Raw genomic sequence first — 13,959 nt, forward strand, 5'->3', positions numbered from 1 at the left:
AAACTTGGGAAGTATCCGGCCGAACACAGACCGGCAGAAATAAAAAAGCTGCGCCGGTAAGGGCGCAGCTTTCGGTAGATGCCGAAGCATCTAAGTCTCCCCCGTCCCGGGTTATGCCCAGGCCGTGCCAGTTTTTAGTGGAACTGGTTCATGGTGTTGTCTTTACCGCTAGCCTTCAGAGCAGCTTCGCCAGCGAAGTACTCCTTGTGGTTGTCGCCAATGTCGGAGCCAGCCATGTTCTGGTGCTTCACGCAGGCGATGCCCTGACGTAGCTCTTGGCGCTGCACGCCCTTGACGTAGGCAAGCATGCCTTCTTCTGCAAAGTAACCCTTGGCCAGGTTGTCGGTGGACAGCGCGGCGGTGTGGTAGGTCGGCAGCGTGATCAGGTGATGGAAGATGCCAGCCTGTGCGGCACCGTCGCGCTGGAAGGTACGGATCATTTCGTCTGCGCGGGTGGCCAGCTCGGTTTCGTCGTAATCGACGCTCATCAGCTTGGCGCGATCGTAGGCGGAAACGTCCTTGCCTTCGGCAACCATGGCATCGAACACTTGCTGGCGGAAGTTCAGCGTCCAGTTGAACGACGGGCTGTTGTTGTAAACCAGCTTGGCATTCGGAATGACTTCACGGATGCGATCGACCATGGCCTTGATCTGGCCCACGTGCGGTTTCTCGGTTTCGATCCACAGCAGATCGGCGCCGTTCTGCAGCGAGGTGATGCAATCCAGCACGCAGCGATCTTCACCCGTACCCTTGCGGAACTGGAACAGGTTGCTCGGCAGGCGCTTGGGGCGCAGCAATTTACCTTCGCGCTTGATCACAACGTCGCCGTTGCCCAGCTCGGCTTCGGAGATTTGTTCGCAATCCAGGAACGAGTTGTATAGGTCGCCCAGGTCGCCCGGCTCCTTGGTCACTGCAATCTGCTTAGTCAGGCCGGCACCCAGGGAATCGGTACGTGCAACGATCACACCATTGTCGATGCCCAGTTCGAGAAAGGCATAGCGGACGGCTGCGATCTTCGCCAGGAAATCGGCGTGGGGAACGGTCACTTTGCCGTCCTGGTGGCCGCACTGCTTCTCGTCAGACACCTGGTTCTCGATCTGGATGCAGCAAGCGCCTGCTTCGATCATGCGCTTGGCTAGCAGGTAGGTCGCTTCCGGATTACCGAAGCCGGCGTCGATGTCGGCAATGATCGGGACGATGTGAGTTTCATAGTTGTCGATCTGGTTCTGAATCTCAGCAACCTTGGCGCTGTCTCCGGCCTCGCGGGCAGCATCCTGGGCGGTGAAGAGCAGGTCCAGCTCGCGTGAGTCGGCCTGACGCAAAAAGGTGTACAGCTCTTCGATCAGGTTGGAAACGGCAGTCTTCTCGTGCATCGACTGGTCAGGCAACGGGCCGAACTCAGAGCGCAGGGCGGCAACCATCCAGCCCGACAGATAGAGGTAGCGCTTGTTGGTCGTTTTCAAATGCTTTTTGATGGAGATCAGCTTCTGCTGGCCAATGAAGCCGTGCCAGCAGCCCAGCGACTGAGTGTAAACGGACGAATCGGCATCGTATTCGGCCATGTCTTTGCGCATGATGTCGGCAGTATATTGAGCAATTTCCAGGCCGGTCTTGAAGCGGTTCTGGGCGCGCATACGAGCTACGGATTCAGGGTTAATAGCGCTCCAACTGCTTCCAGCTACTTCTTTCAGAGCGGCAACGGCCTTGATGTCGTTTTGATAAGCGGACATGGTCAATCCTTCAAAAAATTCGTGTTTGGTTGAGCACCGACTTTCCCACCGAAACCTACGTGCTTACGCTGATCATGCGGGCAACACGCGGCAGAGCGTCGAAATACCGACCGGGACGAGGATTGAACCAAGGAGAGGAGGGTGTGCAGTCACGACCGCAAGAGAAGTTGGCAAACTGTGGAATGATTCGTGGCATTCCAACACGCAGTGACACACGGCCATTGCGTAACGACAGTACTGACGTCTCGAGCTGATGCGTTAATCGCTTCCCCGTCCCTCAGGACGACTCGTTCCAGTCGCAACCTCGTCAGTCCGCCTTGTGGGCAGTACAGTCACGGAACGGCTCTGCTGGTTGGCTGAGCGCGATCCGGAGACCCTTGCCAGGGCCCCTGGTTAGCGGGAGCGGGGCCATAATGCGCTGACGAAAAAGGTTCGTCAAATGTTTTGTAGTGGTTTTTTTATGGCACTACATATTTTGAATGGGGCGGCAAACGCGTCGAATGTTACTAATCCAGTGTGTCTACTTTTATTCGTAGCGAGTAGTCCTGGCTACCTTGGGTGGAGTAGTGGCGAAGGGTCCCGCTCTGATTGGAACTGGCGCTTTCGTCGACGCCGCCGAGCGGAATCCATTCCCCGAGTCGGCCACTGACTCGGGTATCTGTTTCCTGAATGTCGATAGCGCCAGGAAGGGAAGGGCTCATGCGATCTTGATGGCTACTGATAGCCACCTGTACCCGATCCCCATGGACCGTTGCGGTGGCATAGAAACCGCGCGTGACGTTGCGGTATTGGGTTTGTTGATAGATCTGGCCGTAGCCGTCGGTGCCGCTAGTGGTAAGTGGCACGCTTTGGCCGACTTGGATCAGAGCCGGGTACCCCTCGGTTGCCTGAACTTGCTGGACGCCACTGCCCTGGCTGCTGGTGTTACGGCGAATAATGCGAACCTGATCGCGCCCGTTCCTCTCGCCGCGTCCGGTCTGAATTTCGACATCGCCAGCGCGCGCGGACCCGTCGACGCGGTAGCCACTGTCATCCCCTGTCGCCGAATTTTGCGTATCGATGCTGATAAGCAATCTTCGTGGCTCGCTGTCCAGTTGGGACAGCACATCACGCAGTTCGCTGATCACCGAGGCGGGCGCGTTTACGATCAGTTGATTGCCATAGGCGTTCACCTTGCCCTGATCGCCGACAACGGACTGGGCAATTGGCAAAACGTCTTCGGCCATGCGATAGCTCAGCGGGATCACTTCGGTCGCAGCCTGAAGCGACATGCTGGCCAATAGCGAGAGCGCGACGAGAAGGCGACGTGTCATAGCAGAAAGCTCCGTAGGTCGGGGTCGGACAGGCTATGGTCCCATGCGGTGTCGAATTGTCGTTGCAGCTGGCGAACGCGGCCGGGATCGTTATAAAGCGCATAACCGATCATCTGATCGGGCTGGGGACGAACCAGCGCACCACGGTCATCCGCTACCAGGACGGCGCATGTTTTTGCAGGATACTCGGGGTGGCGCTTGCGGATCTGCATGTTGCTGCTCAATCGACGTGACAAACCGAGCAGACGGTGCCCCTGTTTGACGGCGTGAGAAGAGTCATCGAGCAGCACGCGTAAACGATTGCGAGGATGTGCCAGGAGAAAACGTACGCAGGCCTGCTGAATACTGCTGTGGTTGTACAGTAGCGGCTCTAGGTTGGGACTGTAGAGACTCAGGCTGCGTTGTGCCTGTCCGAGCAATGCGAGGGCGTGCCGGCGAGCGTCGTCGAGGGACTCGAAGCGCTGAATCGCCGCCGTCTCCCCTAGAACAAAAGGCGCGGGCTGCCACTGGTCGGACGGGTTCTGCATGGCCGGCGGATTGGCAACTGAGAAGCGACCCGGAGATAGGAACTCGATAGCTGCCAGTTCAGGTGCAGCGTTCGAGCGATCCGGGTCATCTGCGCTCATGGCAGCTCAGTTACTCTTTCGAAGCATGTCGACGTGGGGAAGTCCCGCTTCGAGGAATTCATCACTGATGACCTTGAAACCGAGTCGCTCGTAGAATGCCGTGGCATGCACCTGAGCGGTAAGACGCTGTTCATTGAGTCCGCGGCGCTCGGCTTCCTCAATGGCTGCTTTCATCAGTGCATCTCCGACATTCATCCCGCGCCAGTCGCGAAGGACTGAAACGCGTCCGATGTGTCCGTCGTTGAGCAATCGTGCAGTACCGATGGGGTAGCCGCTTTCCAAAGCGAGGAAGTGCACGGCCTCGGTATCGTCTGCGTCCCATTCCAATTCGGGCGGAACCGATTGCTCTGCAATGAATACGGTTTCACGAATTCGCCGCAGATCGGCATTGTCCTGCTGCCAGTCGGCGATGCGAACTTCTATATCACTCATCAGCAAACTCCAGACTTCCTTGTTTAACCAACTGCCATATCAGGTTACGCCCATCCTCATCGTTCAGCCATTCGGAAAGGTTATCTGTATGCAGGGCATCCGCTGAACAGATCAGCCTCAACAAATCTCTCAGATGACCGGGGAGCAGGCGGCTCTGACCGCTGGCAAATAATAGCAAGCCGAGGTCAACTTCACTCCAGGCCAGTCGGGCACTGAGGTTTCGCACCAGCAAAGCGCCGTCGTCCAGCGACGCGAATAGCGCCTGTTCTTCAATCTCAGGACCTTGCACGCGTTCCGGATAGCGGGGTTCGGTCATGAACTGACCAAACCAGGTGAGCAGCAGACGCTCATCGCCCATATGCTCGGCAAGCATGGCCCGCAGACGGTCCAATGCATCGCTCTGGATCTGGTGCGGATCTTCTACCGGGGCCAGATCGGCGTCACTGTAACGCTCCTCATCTGGCAGAAACTGCGCAAGGAAATCGGTGAAATGGGTCAGAACTTCCGCTGCGCTAGGCGCCCGAAAGCCCAGCGAGTAGGTCATGCAGGCATTTTCGGCCGTGCCGAAATGCGCAAGCCTTGGCGGCAGATAGAGCATGTCGCCGGGCTCGAGCACCCAGTCGTCCGTGCCTTGGAAGTCGGCAAGGATGCGCAGATCGGCGTGCTGCAGCAGTGGGCTGTCACCATCACACATCTGCCCTACTCGCCAGCGGCGTTGGCCTTGGGCCTGTAGCAGGAACACGTCGTAATTATCGAAATGCGGCCCGACGCCGCCACCCGGCGCCGCGAAACTGATCATCACGTCGTCGATCCGCCAGTTGGGCAAGAAGCGAAAGTGCTCGATGAGTTCGGCGACTTCGGGAACCAACTGATCGACCGCCTGAACCAGTAGCGTCCAATCGCGCTCCGGCAGGTTCTGGTAGGTATCCTCGCCGAATGGTCCACGACGAAGCTCCCAAGGGCTGTCGCCATGCTCGATGACCAGGCGCGACTCGACTTCCTCCTCCAGCGAAAGGCCGGCTAGCTCGTCTGGGGAAACTGGGCTTTCGAATGCAGGAATCGCCTGGCGGACCAGAAGCGGCTTCTTTTGCCAATAGTCGCGTAGGAACTCGCGCGCGCTGATGCCGCCGAGAATTTGCAAAGGGATATCGGAAGTCATGCATGTACCTTGCTCTGCGACAGAGCTGCAAATAAAAACGCCCGGCACAGCCGGGCGTGCAAAGAGAGGGTTCGCTCAGATCCGTTTGGCCTGGGCTGCGGCGTTGCCGGTGTAGCTGGCAGGAGTGAGCTTGCGCAGCTCTGCTTTGGCTTCAGACGGCATTTCAAGGCCGTCGATAAACGCCTGCAGCGCCTCGGGGCCAATGCCCTTGCCCCGGGTGAGCTCTTTGAGCTTCTCGTACGGGTTCTCGATTGCGTAGCGGCGCATGACGGTCTGGATCGGCTCGGCCAGCACTTCCCAGCAGGCGTCGAGGTCTTCGGCGATACGCGCTCCGTTGAGCTCCAGCTTGCCGATGCCCTTAAGACTCGCCTCGTAGGCGATGACGCTGTGTGCAAAGCCGACGCCCAGGTTGCGCAGCACGGTGGAGTCGGTCAGGTCACGCTGCCAGCGAGAGATCGGTAGTTTGCTCGCCAGGTGCTGCAGCAGCGCGTTGGCGATACCCAGATTACCCTCGGAGTTTTCAAAGTCGATCGGGTTGACCTTGTGCGGCATCGTCGAAGAGCCAATTTCCCCGGCAACGGTGCGCTGCTTGAAATAGCCCAGCGAAATGTAGCCCCAGATGTCGCGGTCGAAGTCGATGAGAATCGTGTTGAACCGTGCGACCGCGTCGAACAGCTCAGCGATGTAATCGTGAGGTTCGATCTGCGTGGTATAGGGATTGAACGTAAGGCCCAGATCGGCCTCGATGAATTCTCGCGCGTTGACTTCCCAGTCGACATCGGGATAGGCCGACAGGTGCGCGTTGTAGTTACCGACAGCGCCGTTGATCTTGCCGAGAAGCGGGACCGCGGCGACCTGCGCGATCTGTCGCTCGAGGCGGTAAACCACGTTGGCCAATTCCTTGCCGAGGGTAGTCGGCGAGGCGGGTTGGCCATGCGTGCGCGACAGCATCGGAACGTCGGCATGGGTTACGGCCAGCGTGCGGATGGCTTCTGCAAGTTGGCGCATCAGTGGCAGCAATACGTCGTCGCGGCCTTCACGCAGCATCAGCGCGTGGGAAAGGTTGTTGATGTCTTCGCTGGTGCAGGCGAAGTGGATAAATTCATTGACCTTGGCCAGCTCGGGCACCTGCTTGGCCTGCTCCTTGAGGAGATACTCCACCGCTTTTACGTCGTGGTTGGTGGTGCGCTCGAATTCCTTCACCCGTTCGGCGTGCTCGAGCTGAAAGTTTTCGGCCAACTGATCGAGGAGGGCATTGGCCTCGTCGGAGAAGGGTGCGACCTCCGGAATTCCGGCGTGTGCAGCCAGACGTTGCAACCAGCGAACTTCAACCTGAACGCGGCAACGAATCAGACCGAACTCGCTGAAAATGGGGCGCAGAGCGCTGGTTTTGCCGGCGTAGCGGCCATCGACAGGGGAAACCGCGGTGAGCGAGGAAAGCTGCATAGAAGGCATTCTCGGACAGTCGAGCAACGAAAAGAGGGCGCAGATTATACATGAATGCAGATGAATAACCGTTGCCGTGGCTAGAACGGTTGTCGCATCGGCGGCCGTCGGTTATTCCGGTCGGAGCATCGGATACAGCGCGTCGAGCAACTTGCGCCGGCTGAAAACCATTTGCCAGCGGTGCCCGCCGAGCTGCCGCCAGAGTCGGGCGGAGCGAATCCCGGCTAACAACAGAGCGCGGATCTTGGCGGCGTTGTCGCTTTGCTGAAGGTGGCGCATATCGCCTTGCACCTGGATGCGTTGGCGGAAGGTGCTGAGCGTGTCCTGATACAGGCCGCCAAAGGACGCGATCACGTTTTCGTGAGTCAGCCCGAAATGGTCGACTTGCTGTTGTATCTGGTCCAGGCGGCTGCCGATCACTTGCAATAAATCCTTGCGCTTGTCCAGCTGACGCTCCAGACCGATCATCGCGAGCGCATAGCGCAATGGCTCGCGTTGCAGGCTGCTGGTGTCGCGCTCCAGGGCACCGACAAGGGCTCGATAGCCGTCGCGCAGATTAAGATCGTCGCCGCCGTAAACTTCCAGAGCGGGCTTGTTCTCGCGTACCAGCAAACTCCCCAGCATGCTGCCCAGCGCGGCGTTCGGTACTTGACCTGTGCGGGCAATTCGATCGACCAGCGCTGCCGCTTCGAATACCGCACTGAGCGCTACCAGCTGTTCTTGCAGCGGCGTCATGGCCGAGCTCCGGTGAACCAGGGCTCGGCCGTTTCGATCACCCCGCCGCCGAGGCAGACGTCACCTTGGTAAAACACCACGGACTGGCCGGGGGTGACGGCGCGTTGAGGTTCGTCGAACACGGCCCGATAGCCATTGGAGGTCTGCTCCAATGTGCAGGCTTGATCGCCTTGCCGATAGCGAACCTTGGCCGTGAGCCGCAAGGGTGCCGACAGTTCGATCGGATTGACCCAGTAAATCTCGGAGGCAAGCAGGGCGCGTGAGAACAGCCAGGGGTGGTCGTTGCCCTGTCCCACCACCAGCACGTTGCGCTCGAGATCCTTGCTCAATACATACCAGGGCTCGTCGCCCGCATCCTTGAGCCCGCCGATGCCCAGGCCCTGACGCTGGCCAATGGTGTGATACATGAGGCCGTGATGGCGGCCGATGACTTCGCCATCGATCGTCTCGATATCACCAGGCTGAGCCGGTAAATACTGTTTAAGAAAGTCACTGAAACGGCGTTCGCCGATAAAACAGATGCCGGTGGAGTCCTTCTTTTTCGCAGTGGCGAGGCCGTGCTTTTCTGCAAGCGCACGGACCGCGGGCTTTTCCAGCTCGCCCACCGGAAAGAGCGTCTTGCTCAGCTGCTCGCCGCCGACGGCATGGAGAAAATAGCTCTGGTCCTTGTTCGGATCGAGTCCCTTGAGCAGCTCGCTGCGGCTGTCAGTGTCACGGCGGCGCACGTAGTGCCCGGTCGCGATCAGGTCGGCGCCCAGCGTCAGAGCATAGTCGAGGAACGCCTTGAACTTGATTTCGCGGTTGCAAAGGATGTCCGGGTTCGGGGTTCGTCCCGCTTTGTACTCGGCCAGGAAGTGCTCGAACACGTTGTCCCAGTATTCAGCAGCGAAGTTCGCGGTGTACAGCTTGATGCCGATCCGGTCGCAGACGGCCTGAGCGTCGGCCAGATCTTCCCGTGCGGTGCAATACTCGGTGCCGTCATCCTCTTCCCAGTTCTTCATGAACAGGCCTTCGACCTGATACCCCTGTTCAAGCAGAAGCAGGGCGGAAACCGAAGAGTCGACGCCGCCGGACATGCCGACGATGACGCGCAGGTTTTCAGGAACAACGGAGGTTGAATCAGGCATAGAAGCTCAGGGTTGACTGCAAAGATTGAATTCTAACAGGCTGGCCTAGCCAGCGGTTAAGGCGGATCAGTCGCGGACTACGGCAAGGTCGTAAACCGGTCCCGCCAGATAGTCGTCAATGCAGCGCAGGATCAACTCGCTGCGCCAACGCTCCGGTTGCGCTGCCAATTCGTCGCGCCTCATCCAGCGCGCGCCGACGATGCCGCTGTCGAGTGCGCGCTGAGGATGATGCCGAACCGGGCTGGCCGAGAAGCAGACACGCTGATAGGTCACGCCATTGCTCGGTGCGGTATAGAGATAGATGCCAACCACGCCGCTCAGCTCGACGTCCCATCCCGTTTCCTCGAGCGTCTCGCGTACGGCGGCCTGGCGCAGTGTCTCGTTGGGCTCGAGATGGCCCGCCGGTTGATTCAGCACCAGCCGGCCACCTTTCGATTCTTCAACCATGAGGAAGCGGCCGTCTGTCTCAACGATCGTTGCCACGGTGATATGGGGATGCCAGGTCATGTTCGGTGAGTCCTCGCAAAGCTAATGGTAGCGACCAGTGCGCAGCATAAAAACGGAAAACCCCGGCGCCAGGCCGGGGTTCCGATTCAGCAGCGCCATCCAGCGCCAGACGACTCAGCCCAGCGCGGCGAGCGCGGCATTGAAGGTCGCGCTAGGGCGCATGACCTGGCTGGTCAGATCCGAGTTTGTACGGTAATAGCCACCGATTTCTACCGGCTCGCCTTGGACCGCTGCCAGTTCGGCAATGATGGCTTGCTCGTTTTCGCTCAGCTGTTTGGCCAGCGGTGCGAAGTGAGCCTGTAGTTCCGAGTCTTCGGTCTGTGCTGCCAACTCCTGAGCCCAGTACAGTGCCAGGTAAAAGTGGCTGCCACGATTGTCCAGCTCGCCGGTACGGCGCGACGGCGATTTGTTGTTGTCGAGGAGTTTTCCGGTAGCAGCATCCAATGCCTTGCCTAGCAGCTTGGCCTTCAAGTTGTCTGTCTTGATACCGGTTTCTTCGAGCGAAACAGCAAGTGCCAGGAACTCACCGAGCGAATCCCAGCGCAGGTGGTTTTCTTCGATCAGTTGTTGCACGTGCTTGGGGGCCGAACCGCCGGCACCGGTTTCGTACATGCCGCCGCCGGCCATCAGCGGGACGATCGACAACATCTTCGCCGACGTGCCCAGTTCCATGATCGGGAACAGGTCGGTCAGGTAGTCGCGCAACACGTTGCCTGTCACCGAGATGGTGTCTTGGCCGCGGATCAGGCGTTCCATGCTGACACGGATGGCTTCGTTGTAGCCCATCATGCGGATATCCAGACCGGTTAGGTCGTGTTCTTGCAAGTAAGCTTCGACCTTTTTCTGAAGCTCGCGGTCGTGGGCGCGCTCGGGGTCTAGCCAGAAGATGGCCGGCGTGTCCGATTGACGAGCACGGGTAACAGCCAGCTTGACCCAGTCACGAATCGGGGCGTCCTTGGTCTGACAGGCACGCCAGATGTCGCCTTTTTCCACTGCATGCTGCATCAGCACGGTGCCGTCGCCCAGCACGACACGCATAGTGCCGTCGGCAGTCATCTCGAACGTCTTGTCGTGTGAGCCGTACTCTTCGGCCTTCTGTGCCATCAGGCCGACGTTCGGTACGCTGCCCATGGTGGTCGGGTCGAAAGCGCCGTTGGTTTTGCAGAAGTTGATCATCTCCTGGTAGATGCGGGCATAGGTGCTTTCCGGCATCACCGCCTTGGTGTCCTTGAGCTTGCCATCCTTGCCCCACATTTGACCCGAGCTGCGAATCATTGCCGGCATGGAAGCGTCGACGATCACGTCGCTTGGAATGTGCAGGTTAGTGATGCCCTTGACCGAGTCGACCATCGCCATTTCCGGGCGGCCGGCGTAGCACGCGTGGATATCGTGAAGGATCTCTTCCTGTTGGGAATCGGGCAATGACTTGATCTTGTCGTAGACGCTACTCAAGCCGTTGTTAGGGTTGACGCCCAGTTCCTTGAACAGCTCGCCGTATTTATCGAACACGTCCTTGTAGTAGACGCTGACGGCATGGCCGAAGACGATCGGGTGGGAGATCTTCATCATCGTGGCCTTCACGTGCAGGGACCACATCACGCCGGTTTCCTTGCAGTCCTGCAGGGTGTCTTCGAAGAATGCCCGCAGCTTCTGGCAGCTCATGAACATGCCGTCAAGCACTTCGCCGTTCTGCAGCGAAACTGTCTTCTTCACTTCGACCTGACCGTCTTTGCCGACGAACTCGATACGCACGTCGCCAGCTCTATCCATCGTGATGGATTGCTCGCTGGAGAAGAAGTCGCCGCCGCGCATGTAGTCGGCATGGGATTGCGAGGCCTTGCTCCACTTGCCCATCGAATGCGGATGCTTGCGGGCGAAGGCCTTAACCGCTGCAGGTGCGCGGCGATCGGAATTGCCTTCGCGCAAGACCGGGTTCACGGCGCTGCCCAATACCTTGCTGTAGCGCGCACGCGCGTCTTTCTCGGCTTCGGTCTGCGGATCTTCCGGGAAGTTGGGAATGTTGTAGCCGAGCGCCTGCAATTCAGCAATGGCGGCTTTGAGCTGAGGAACGGAAGCGCTGATGTTCGGAAGCTTGACGATGTTGGCATCGGGCTGATTGGTCAGCTCGGCGAGCTTGGCGAGGTCATCAGCGACTACCTTGTCCGCATCCAGCTGGTCGGCAAAGCTTGCAAGAATGCGCCCTGCAAGAGAGATGTCACGTGTTTCGACGGCAATACCGGCAGAGGCGGCAAAGGCTTCTACAATAGGCAGAAGCGAATAGGTGGCCAACGCCGGGGCTTCGTCGGTGAAGGTATAGATAATCTTCGAGCGGGTGGACATGTAGAGTTAACTCTCTCTTGCTGAGCGTGCACAGAATCGAGAAGTGCGCTGGTAAGCGCTCTGGCTACGTTTGCTGAGCCAGTCTCAAGATTCGCCGCGATGATGTTGGATGCAGCACCACTAGAGTGTTGAGCGTTTAGTCCGACCGGCTGCGGTTGGCAGTCGACGGTTTCAGGAGCAAGGATCTCGTTGAAGATCGGTTGGCCCTCATGACTCGTTAGTCACCTAAGCAGTATATCACCGCGACCCGCTGTCAAAGAATGCCCAAGCCATAAGACGAATGAACATCTAGTTTAGGCTGATTCAGCTAGGTTACCCTCCGGGGAAGACCGCTGTTTAATGTTTAACCACAAAACGGAGTCCAGCATGGGATATCAAAAGATCCAGGTGCCTGCCAGCGGTGACAAAATCACCGTCAACGCCGATAACACTCTGAACGTTCCCAATAACCCGATCATTCCCTATATCGAGGGCGACGGGATCGGGATTGATATCAGTCCGGTGATGATCAAGGTTGTCGACGCAGCCGTCGAGAAGGCCTACGGCGGCGAGCGCAAGATCGCCTGGATGGAAATCTATGCGGGCGAGAAGGCGACTCAGGTCTACGATCAGGACACCTGGCTGCCAAAAGAAACTCTGGAAGTCGTTCGTGACTACGTGGTGTCAATCAAGGGGCCGCTGACGACGCCTGTCGGTGGTGGTATCCGCTCTTTGAACGTTGCCCTGCGTCAGGAGCTGGATCTCTACGTCTGCCAGCGCCCAGTTCGCTGGTTCACTGGCGTGCCCAGCCCGGTGAAAAAACCTGCCGATGTGGACATGGTCATTTTCCGGGAAAACTCGGAAGACATTTACGCTGGAGTCGAGTGGAAGGCCGGTTCGCCAGAGGCGGAAAAGGTCATCAAATTCCTCACCGAGGAAATGGGCGTCAAGAAGATCCGCTTCACCGAGAATTGTGGCATCGGCATCAAGCCGGTTTCGCTCGAGGGCACCAAGCGTCTGGTTCGCAAGGCCCTGCAATACGCAGTGGACAATGATCGCAGTTCCGTGACGTTGGTGCATAAGGGCAACATCATGAAGTTCACCGAGGGTGCCTTCAAGGAATGGGGCTACGAGGTGGCTCGCGATGAGTTCGGCGCCGAGCTGCTGGACGGCGGTCCTTGGATGCAGTTCAAGAACCCGAACACCGGCAAGAATATTATCGTCAAAGACGCCATTGCCGATGCCATGCTGCAGCAGATCCTGTTGCGTCCGGCTGAGTATGACGTCATCGCCACGCTGAATCTGAATGGCGACTACCTGTCCGACGCGCTTGCGGCAGAAGTCGGTGGCATCGGTATCGCTCCGGGCGCCAACCTGTCCGACACGGTGGCTATGTTCGAAGCAACTCATGGTACTGCCCCGAAATACGCCGGGCAAGACAAGGTCAACCCTGGTTCATTGATCCTCTCAGCCGAAATGATGCTACGCCACATGGGGTGGTTGGAGGCCGCGGATCTGATCATCAAATCGACCGAAAGCGCAATCGCTGCCAAGACAGTGACCTATGACTTCGAGCGTCTGATGGACGGCGCGAAGCTGATGTCCTGCTCGGAATTTGGCGATGCCATGATCTCCCACATGTAAACCGAGGGAGCGACAAAAAGGCCGATCGTCGATCGGCCTTTTTGTTGTCCGTTGTTGCCTGGAATCAGGCGTCTACGGTAGAGCTCTGTGGAGCAGACGCCACTGTTTCCACGGTGCTTTGCAGCGATTGAATATTGGTTGCGTGCAGGCCCTTGGGACCTTGCAGAATATCAAACATGACCGCTTGCCCAGCTTTCAGAGTTCTGTACCCTTCCATCTGAATGGCAGAGTAGTGGGCGAACAGGTCCTCATCGCCGCCGTCTGCTACGATAAATCCATAGCCCTTGGCGTTGTTGAACCACTTGACCTTACCGCTTAGCATGCTGTTATCCCTCTGCAAAGGAGTCCATCACTGGAGTAACATCCATTTTATTCCGCGCTGATGCAGCACATGGCCCACACGCGCAGCCCGTTGCCGTTGTGGCACATACTGTTTGTATCATCGTTTTGCCGATAGTCAAGGCGACTCGTCAGGTGGCTGTGAAGCCTTTCCAATTACTCGGCCTCGGCGCCCCGATCTAGAACTGTTATACGCATGCGTGCATCTCCAGAGATTCGACTAATATTCAATCAAGATCGCCCCGAACCGTTGGACGACGACTCTTCCGGCTTGGCAGTCGAAGAAGCCAAGCCACAACTGAAGGCACCACCGATGTTCAAAGTTGTCATGTTTAATGACGACTACACGCCGATGGATTTCGTCGTAGAGGTGCTTGAGGGGATTTTCAATCACAATCGGGAGCTCGCCACCAAGCTTATGCTGGCGGTTCATACCGAAGGGCGGGCCGTATGTGGCGTCTATACGCGTGACGTCGCGGAAACCAAAGCGATGCAGGTCAATCAATATGCAAGGGAATGCCAGCACCCGTTGCTTTGTGAGATCGAGAAGGACGGTTAAACCCGACTGCTGGGTAAGAGGTG

13 protein-coding genes are annotated in these 13,959 nt (G+C 58.1%); 2 read left to right on the plus strand and 11 right to left on the minus strand.

Annotation, left to right across the window (positions count from 1 at the left end):
• Positions 1-134 precede the first annotated feature (134 nt).
• The 10 genes from CH92_RS08975 to CH92_RS09020 all read right to left on the minus strand — a co-directional run bounded on the left by CH92_RS08975 (position 135) and on the right by CH92_RS09020 (position 11,415).
• Complete coding sequence (locus CH92_RS08975; protein ID WP_025241443.1) at positions 135-1,730, minus strand: isocitrate lyase; 1,596 nt, start codon at positions 1,728-1,730, stop codon at positions 135-137.
• Between the two features lie 506 nt (positions 1,731-2,236).
• Complete coding sequence (locus CH92_RS08980) at positions 2,237-3,043, minus strand: secretin N-terminal domain-containing protein (protein WP_025241444.1); 807 nt, start codon at positions 3,041-3,043, stop codon at positions 2,237-2,239.
• The gene (locus CH92_RS08985) at positions 3,040-3,669 is read right to left on the minus strand and encodes a hypothetical protein (RefSeq protein ID WP_025241445.1); all 630 of its coding nucleotides are present in this window, start codon (positions 3,667-3,669) and stop codon (positions 3,040-3,042) included. Before CH92_RS08985 ends, CH92_RS08980 begins: the two co-directional genes overlap by 4 nt.
• 6 nt (positions 3,670-3,675) lie before the next feature.
• The gene (locus tag CH92_RS08990) at positions 3,676-4,101 is read right to left on the minus strand and encodes a GNAT family N-acetyltransferase (protein ID WP_025241446.1); all 426 of its coding nucleotides are present in this window, start codon (positions 4,099-4,101) and stop codon (positions 3,676-3,678) included.
• Positions 4,094-5,260, minus strand: a complete 1,167-nt coding sequence (locus CH92_RS08995) for a cupin domain-containing protein (RefSeq protein WP_025241447.1) — start codon at positions 5,258-5,260, stop codon at positions 4,094-4,096. The genes CH92_RS08990 and CH92_RS08995 overlap by 8 nt, the downstream gene beginning before the upstream one ends.
• Before the next feature lie 75 nt (positions 5,261-5,335).
• Positions 5,336-6,706: an adenylosuccinate lyase gene (gene purB, locus CH92_RS09000; protein WP_025241448.1), complete on the minus strand. Its 1,371-nt coding sequence runs from the start codon at positions 6,704-6,706 to the stop codon at positions 5,336-5,338.
• A 111-nt stretch (positions 6,707-6,817) separates the two neighbouring features.
• Complete coding sequence (hflD, locus tag CH92_RS09005) at positions 6,818-7,441, minus strand: high frequency lysogenization protein HflD (protein ID WP_025241449.1); 624 nt, start codon at positions 7,439-7,441, stop codon at positions 6,818-6,820.
• Positions 7,438-8,568 (minus strand): tRNA 2-thiouridine(34) synthase MnmA, encoded by a 1,131-nt coding sequence (mnmA, locus tag CH92_RS09010; protein ID WP_025241450.1) that lies wholly within the window; start codon positions 8,566-8,568, stop codon positions 7,438-7,440. Before mnmA ends, hflD begins: the two co-directional genes overlap by 4 nt.
• A 66-nt stretch (positions 8,569-8,634) precedes the next feature.
• Entirely contained in the window at positions 8,635-9,075 is a 441-nt protein-coding gene (locus CH92_RS09015) for an NUDIX hydrolase (RefSeq protein WP_025241451.1), read from the minus strand.
• A 114-nt stretch (positions 9,076-9,189) separates the two neighbouring features.
• Positions 9,190-11,415 carry an NADP-dependent isocitrate dehydrogenase gene (locus CH92_RS09020; protein ID WP_025241452.1) on the minus strand — a complete coding sequence of 742 codons (2,226 nt, stop codon included), beginning with the start codon at positions 11,413-11,415 and terminating at the stop codon, positions 9,190-9,192.
• 366 nt (positions 11,416-11,781) lie between these two features.
• Here CH92_RS09020 and icd point away from each other — a divergent pair, with 366 nt between their 5' ends.
• Positions 11,782-13,038, plus strand: a complete 1,257-nt coding sequence (icd, locus tag CH92_RS09025) for an NADP-dependent isocitrate dehydrogenase (protein WP_025241453.1) — start codon at positions 11,782-11,784, stop codon at positions 13,036-13,038.
• Positions 13,039-13,102: 64 nt separating this feature from the next.
• Here icd and cspD read toward each other — a convergent pair whose 3' ends face one another.
• A complete protein-coding gene (cspD, locus tag CH92_RS09030; protein WP_025241454.1) occupies positions 13,103-13,360 on the minus strand; it encodes a cold shock domain-containing protein CspD in 258 nt (85 codons plus the stop codon).
• Positions 13,361-13,573: 213 nt separating this feature from the next.
• Here cspD and clpS point away from each other — a divergent pair, with 213 nt between their 5' ends.
• Positions 13,574-13,936, plus strand: a complete 363-nt coding sequence (clpS, locus tag CH92_RS09035) for an ATP-dependent Clp protease adapter ClpS (protein ID WP_025241455.1) — start codon at positions 13,574-13,576, stop codon at positions 13,934-13,936.
• Positions 13,937-13,959: the final 23 nt, after the last annotated feature.

Origin of the sequence: Stutzerimonas stutzeri (assembly GCF_000590475.1) — a bacterium.
Taxonomy (GTDB): domain Bacteria; phylum Pseudomonadota; class Gammaproteobacteria; order Pseudomonadales; family Pseudomonadaceae; genus Stutzerimonas; species Stutzerimonas stutzeri_D.

Excerpts from the sequence above, each read along its gene's own strand:
- CH92_RS08975 (WP_025241443.1), bottom strand. The coding sequence starts at position 1,730 with ATGTCCGCTTATCAAAACGACATCAAGGCCGTTGCCGCTCTGAAAGAA.
- CH92_RS08980 (WP_025241444.1), bottom strand. The coding sequence starts at position 3,043 with ATGACACGTCGCCTTCTCGTCGCGCTCTCGCTATTGGCCAGCATGTCG.
- CH92_RS08985 (WP_025241445.1), bottom strand. The coding sequence starts at position 3,669 with ATGAGCGCAGATGACCCGGATCGCTCGAACGCTGCACCTGAACTGGCA.
- CH92_RS08990 (WP_025241446.1), bottom strand. The coding sequence starts at position 4,101 with ATGAGTGATATAGAAGTTCGCATCGCCGACTGGCAGCAGGACAATGCC.
- CH92_RS08995 (WP_025241447.1), bottom strand. The coding sequence starts at position 5,260 with ATGACTTCCGATATCCCTTTGCAAATTCTCGGCGGCATCAGCGCGCGC.
- purB (WP_025241448.1), bottom strand. The coding sequence starts at position 6,706 with ATGCAGCTTTCCTCGCTCACCGCGGTTTCCCCTGTCGATGGCCGCTAC.
- hflD (WP_025241449.1), bottom strand. The coding sequence starts at position 7,441 with ATGACGCCGCTGCAAGAACAGCTGGTAGCGCTCAGTGCGGTATTCGAA.
- mnmA (WP_025241450.1), bottom strand. The coding sequence starts at position 8,568 with ATGCCTGATTCAACCTCCGTTGTTCCTGAAAACCTGCGCGTCATCGTC.
- CH92_RS09015 (WP_025241451.1), bottom strand. The coding sequence starts at position 9,075 with ATGACCTGGCATCCCCATATCACCGTGGCAACGATCGTTGAGACAGAC.
- CH92_RS09020 (WP_025241452.1), bottom strand. The coding sequence starts at position 11,415 with ATGTCCACCCGCTCGAAGATTATCTATACCTTCACCGACGAAGCCCCG.
- icd (WP_025241453.1), top strand. The coding sequence starts at position 11,782 with ATGGGATATCAAAAGATCCAGGTGCCTGCCAGCGGTGACAAAATCACC.
- cspD (WP_025241454.1), bottom strand. The coding sequence starts at position 13,360 with ATGCTAAGCGGTAAGGTCAAGTGGTTCAACAACGCCAAGGGCTATGGA.
- clpS (WP_025241455.1), top strand. The coding sequence starts at position 13,574 with ATGCGTGCATCTCCAGAGATTCGACTAATATTCAATCAAGATCGCCCC.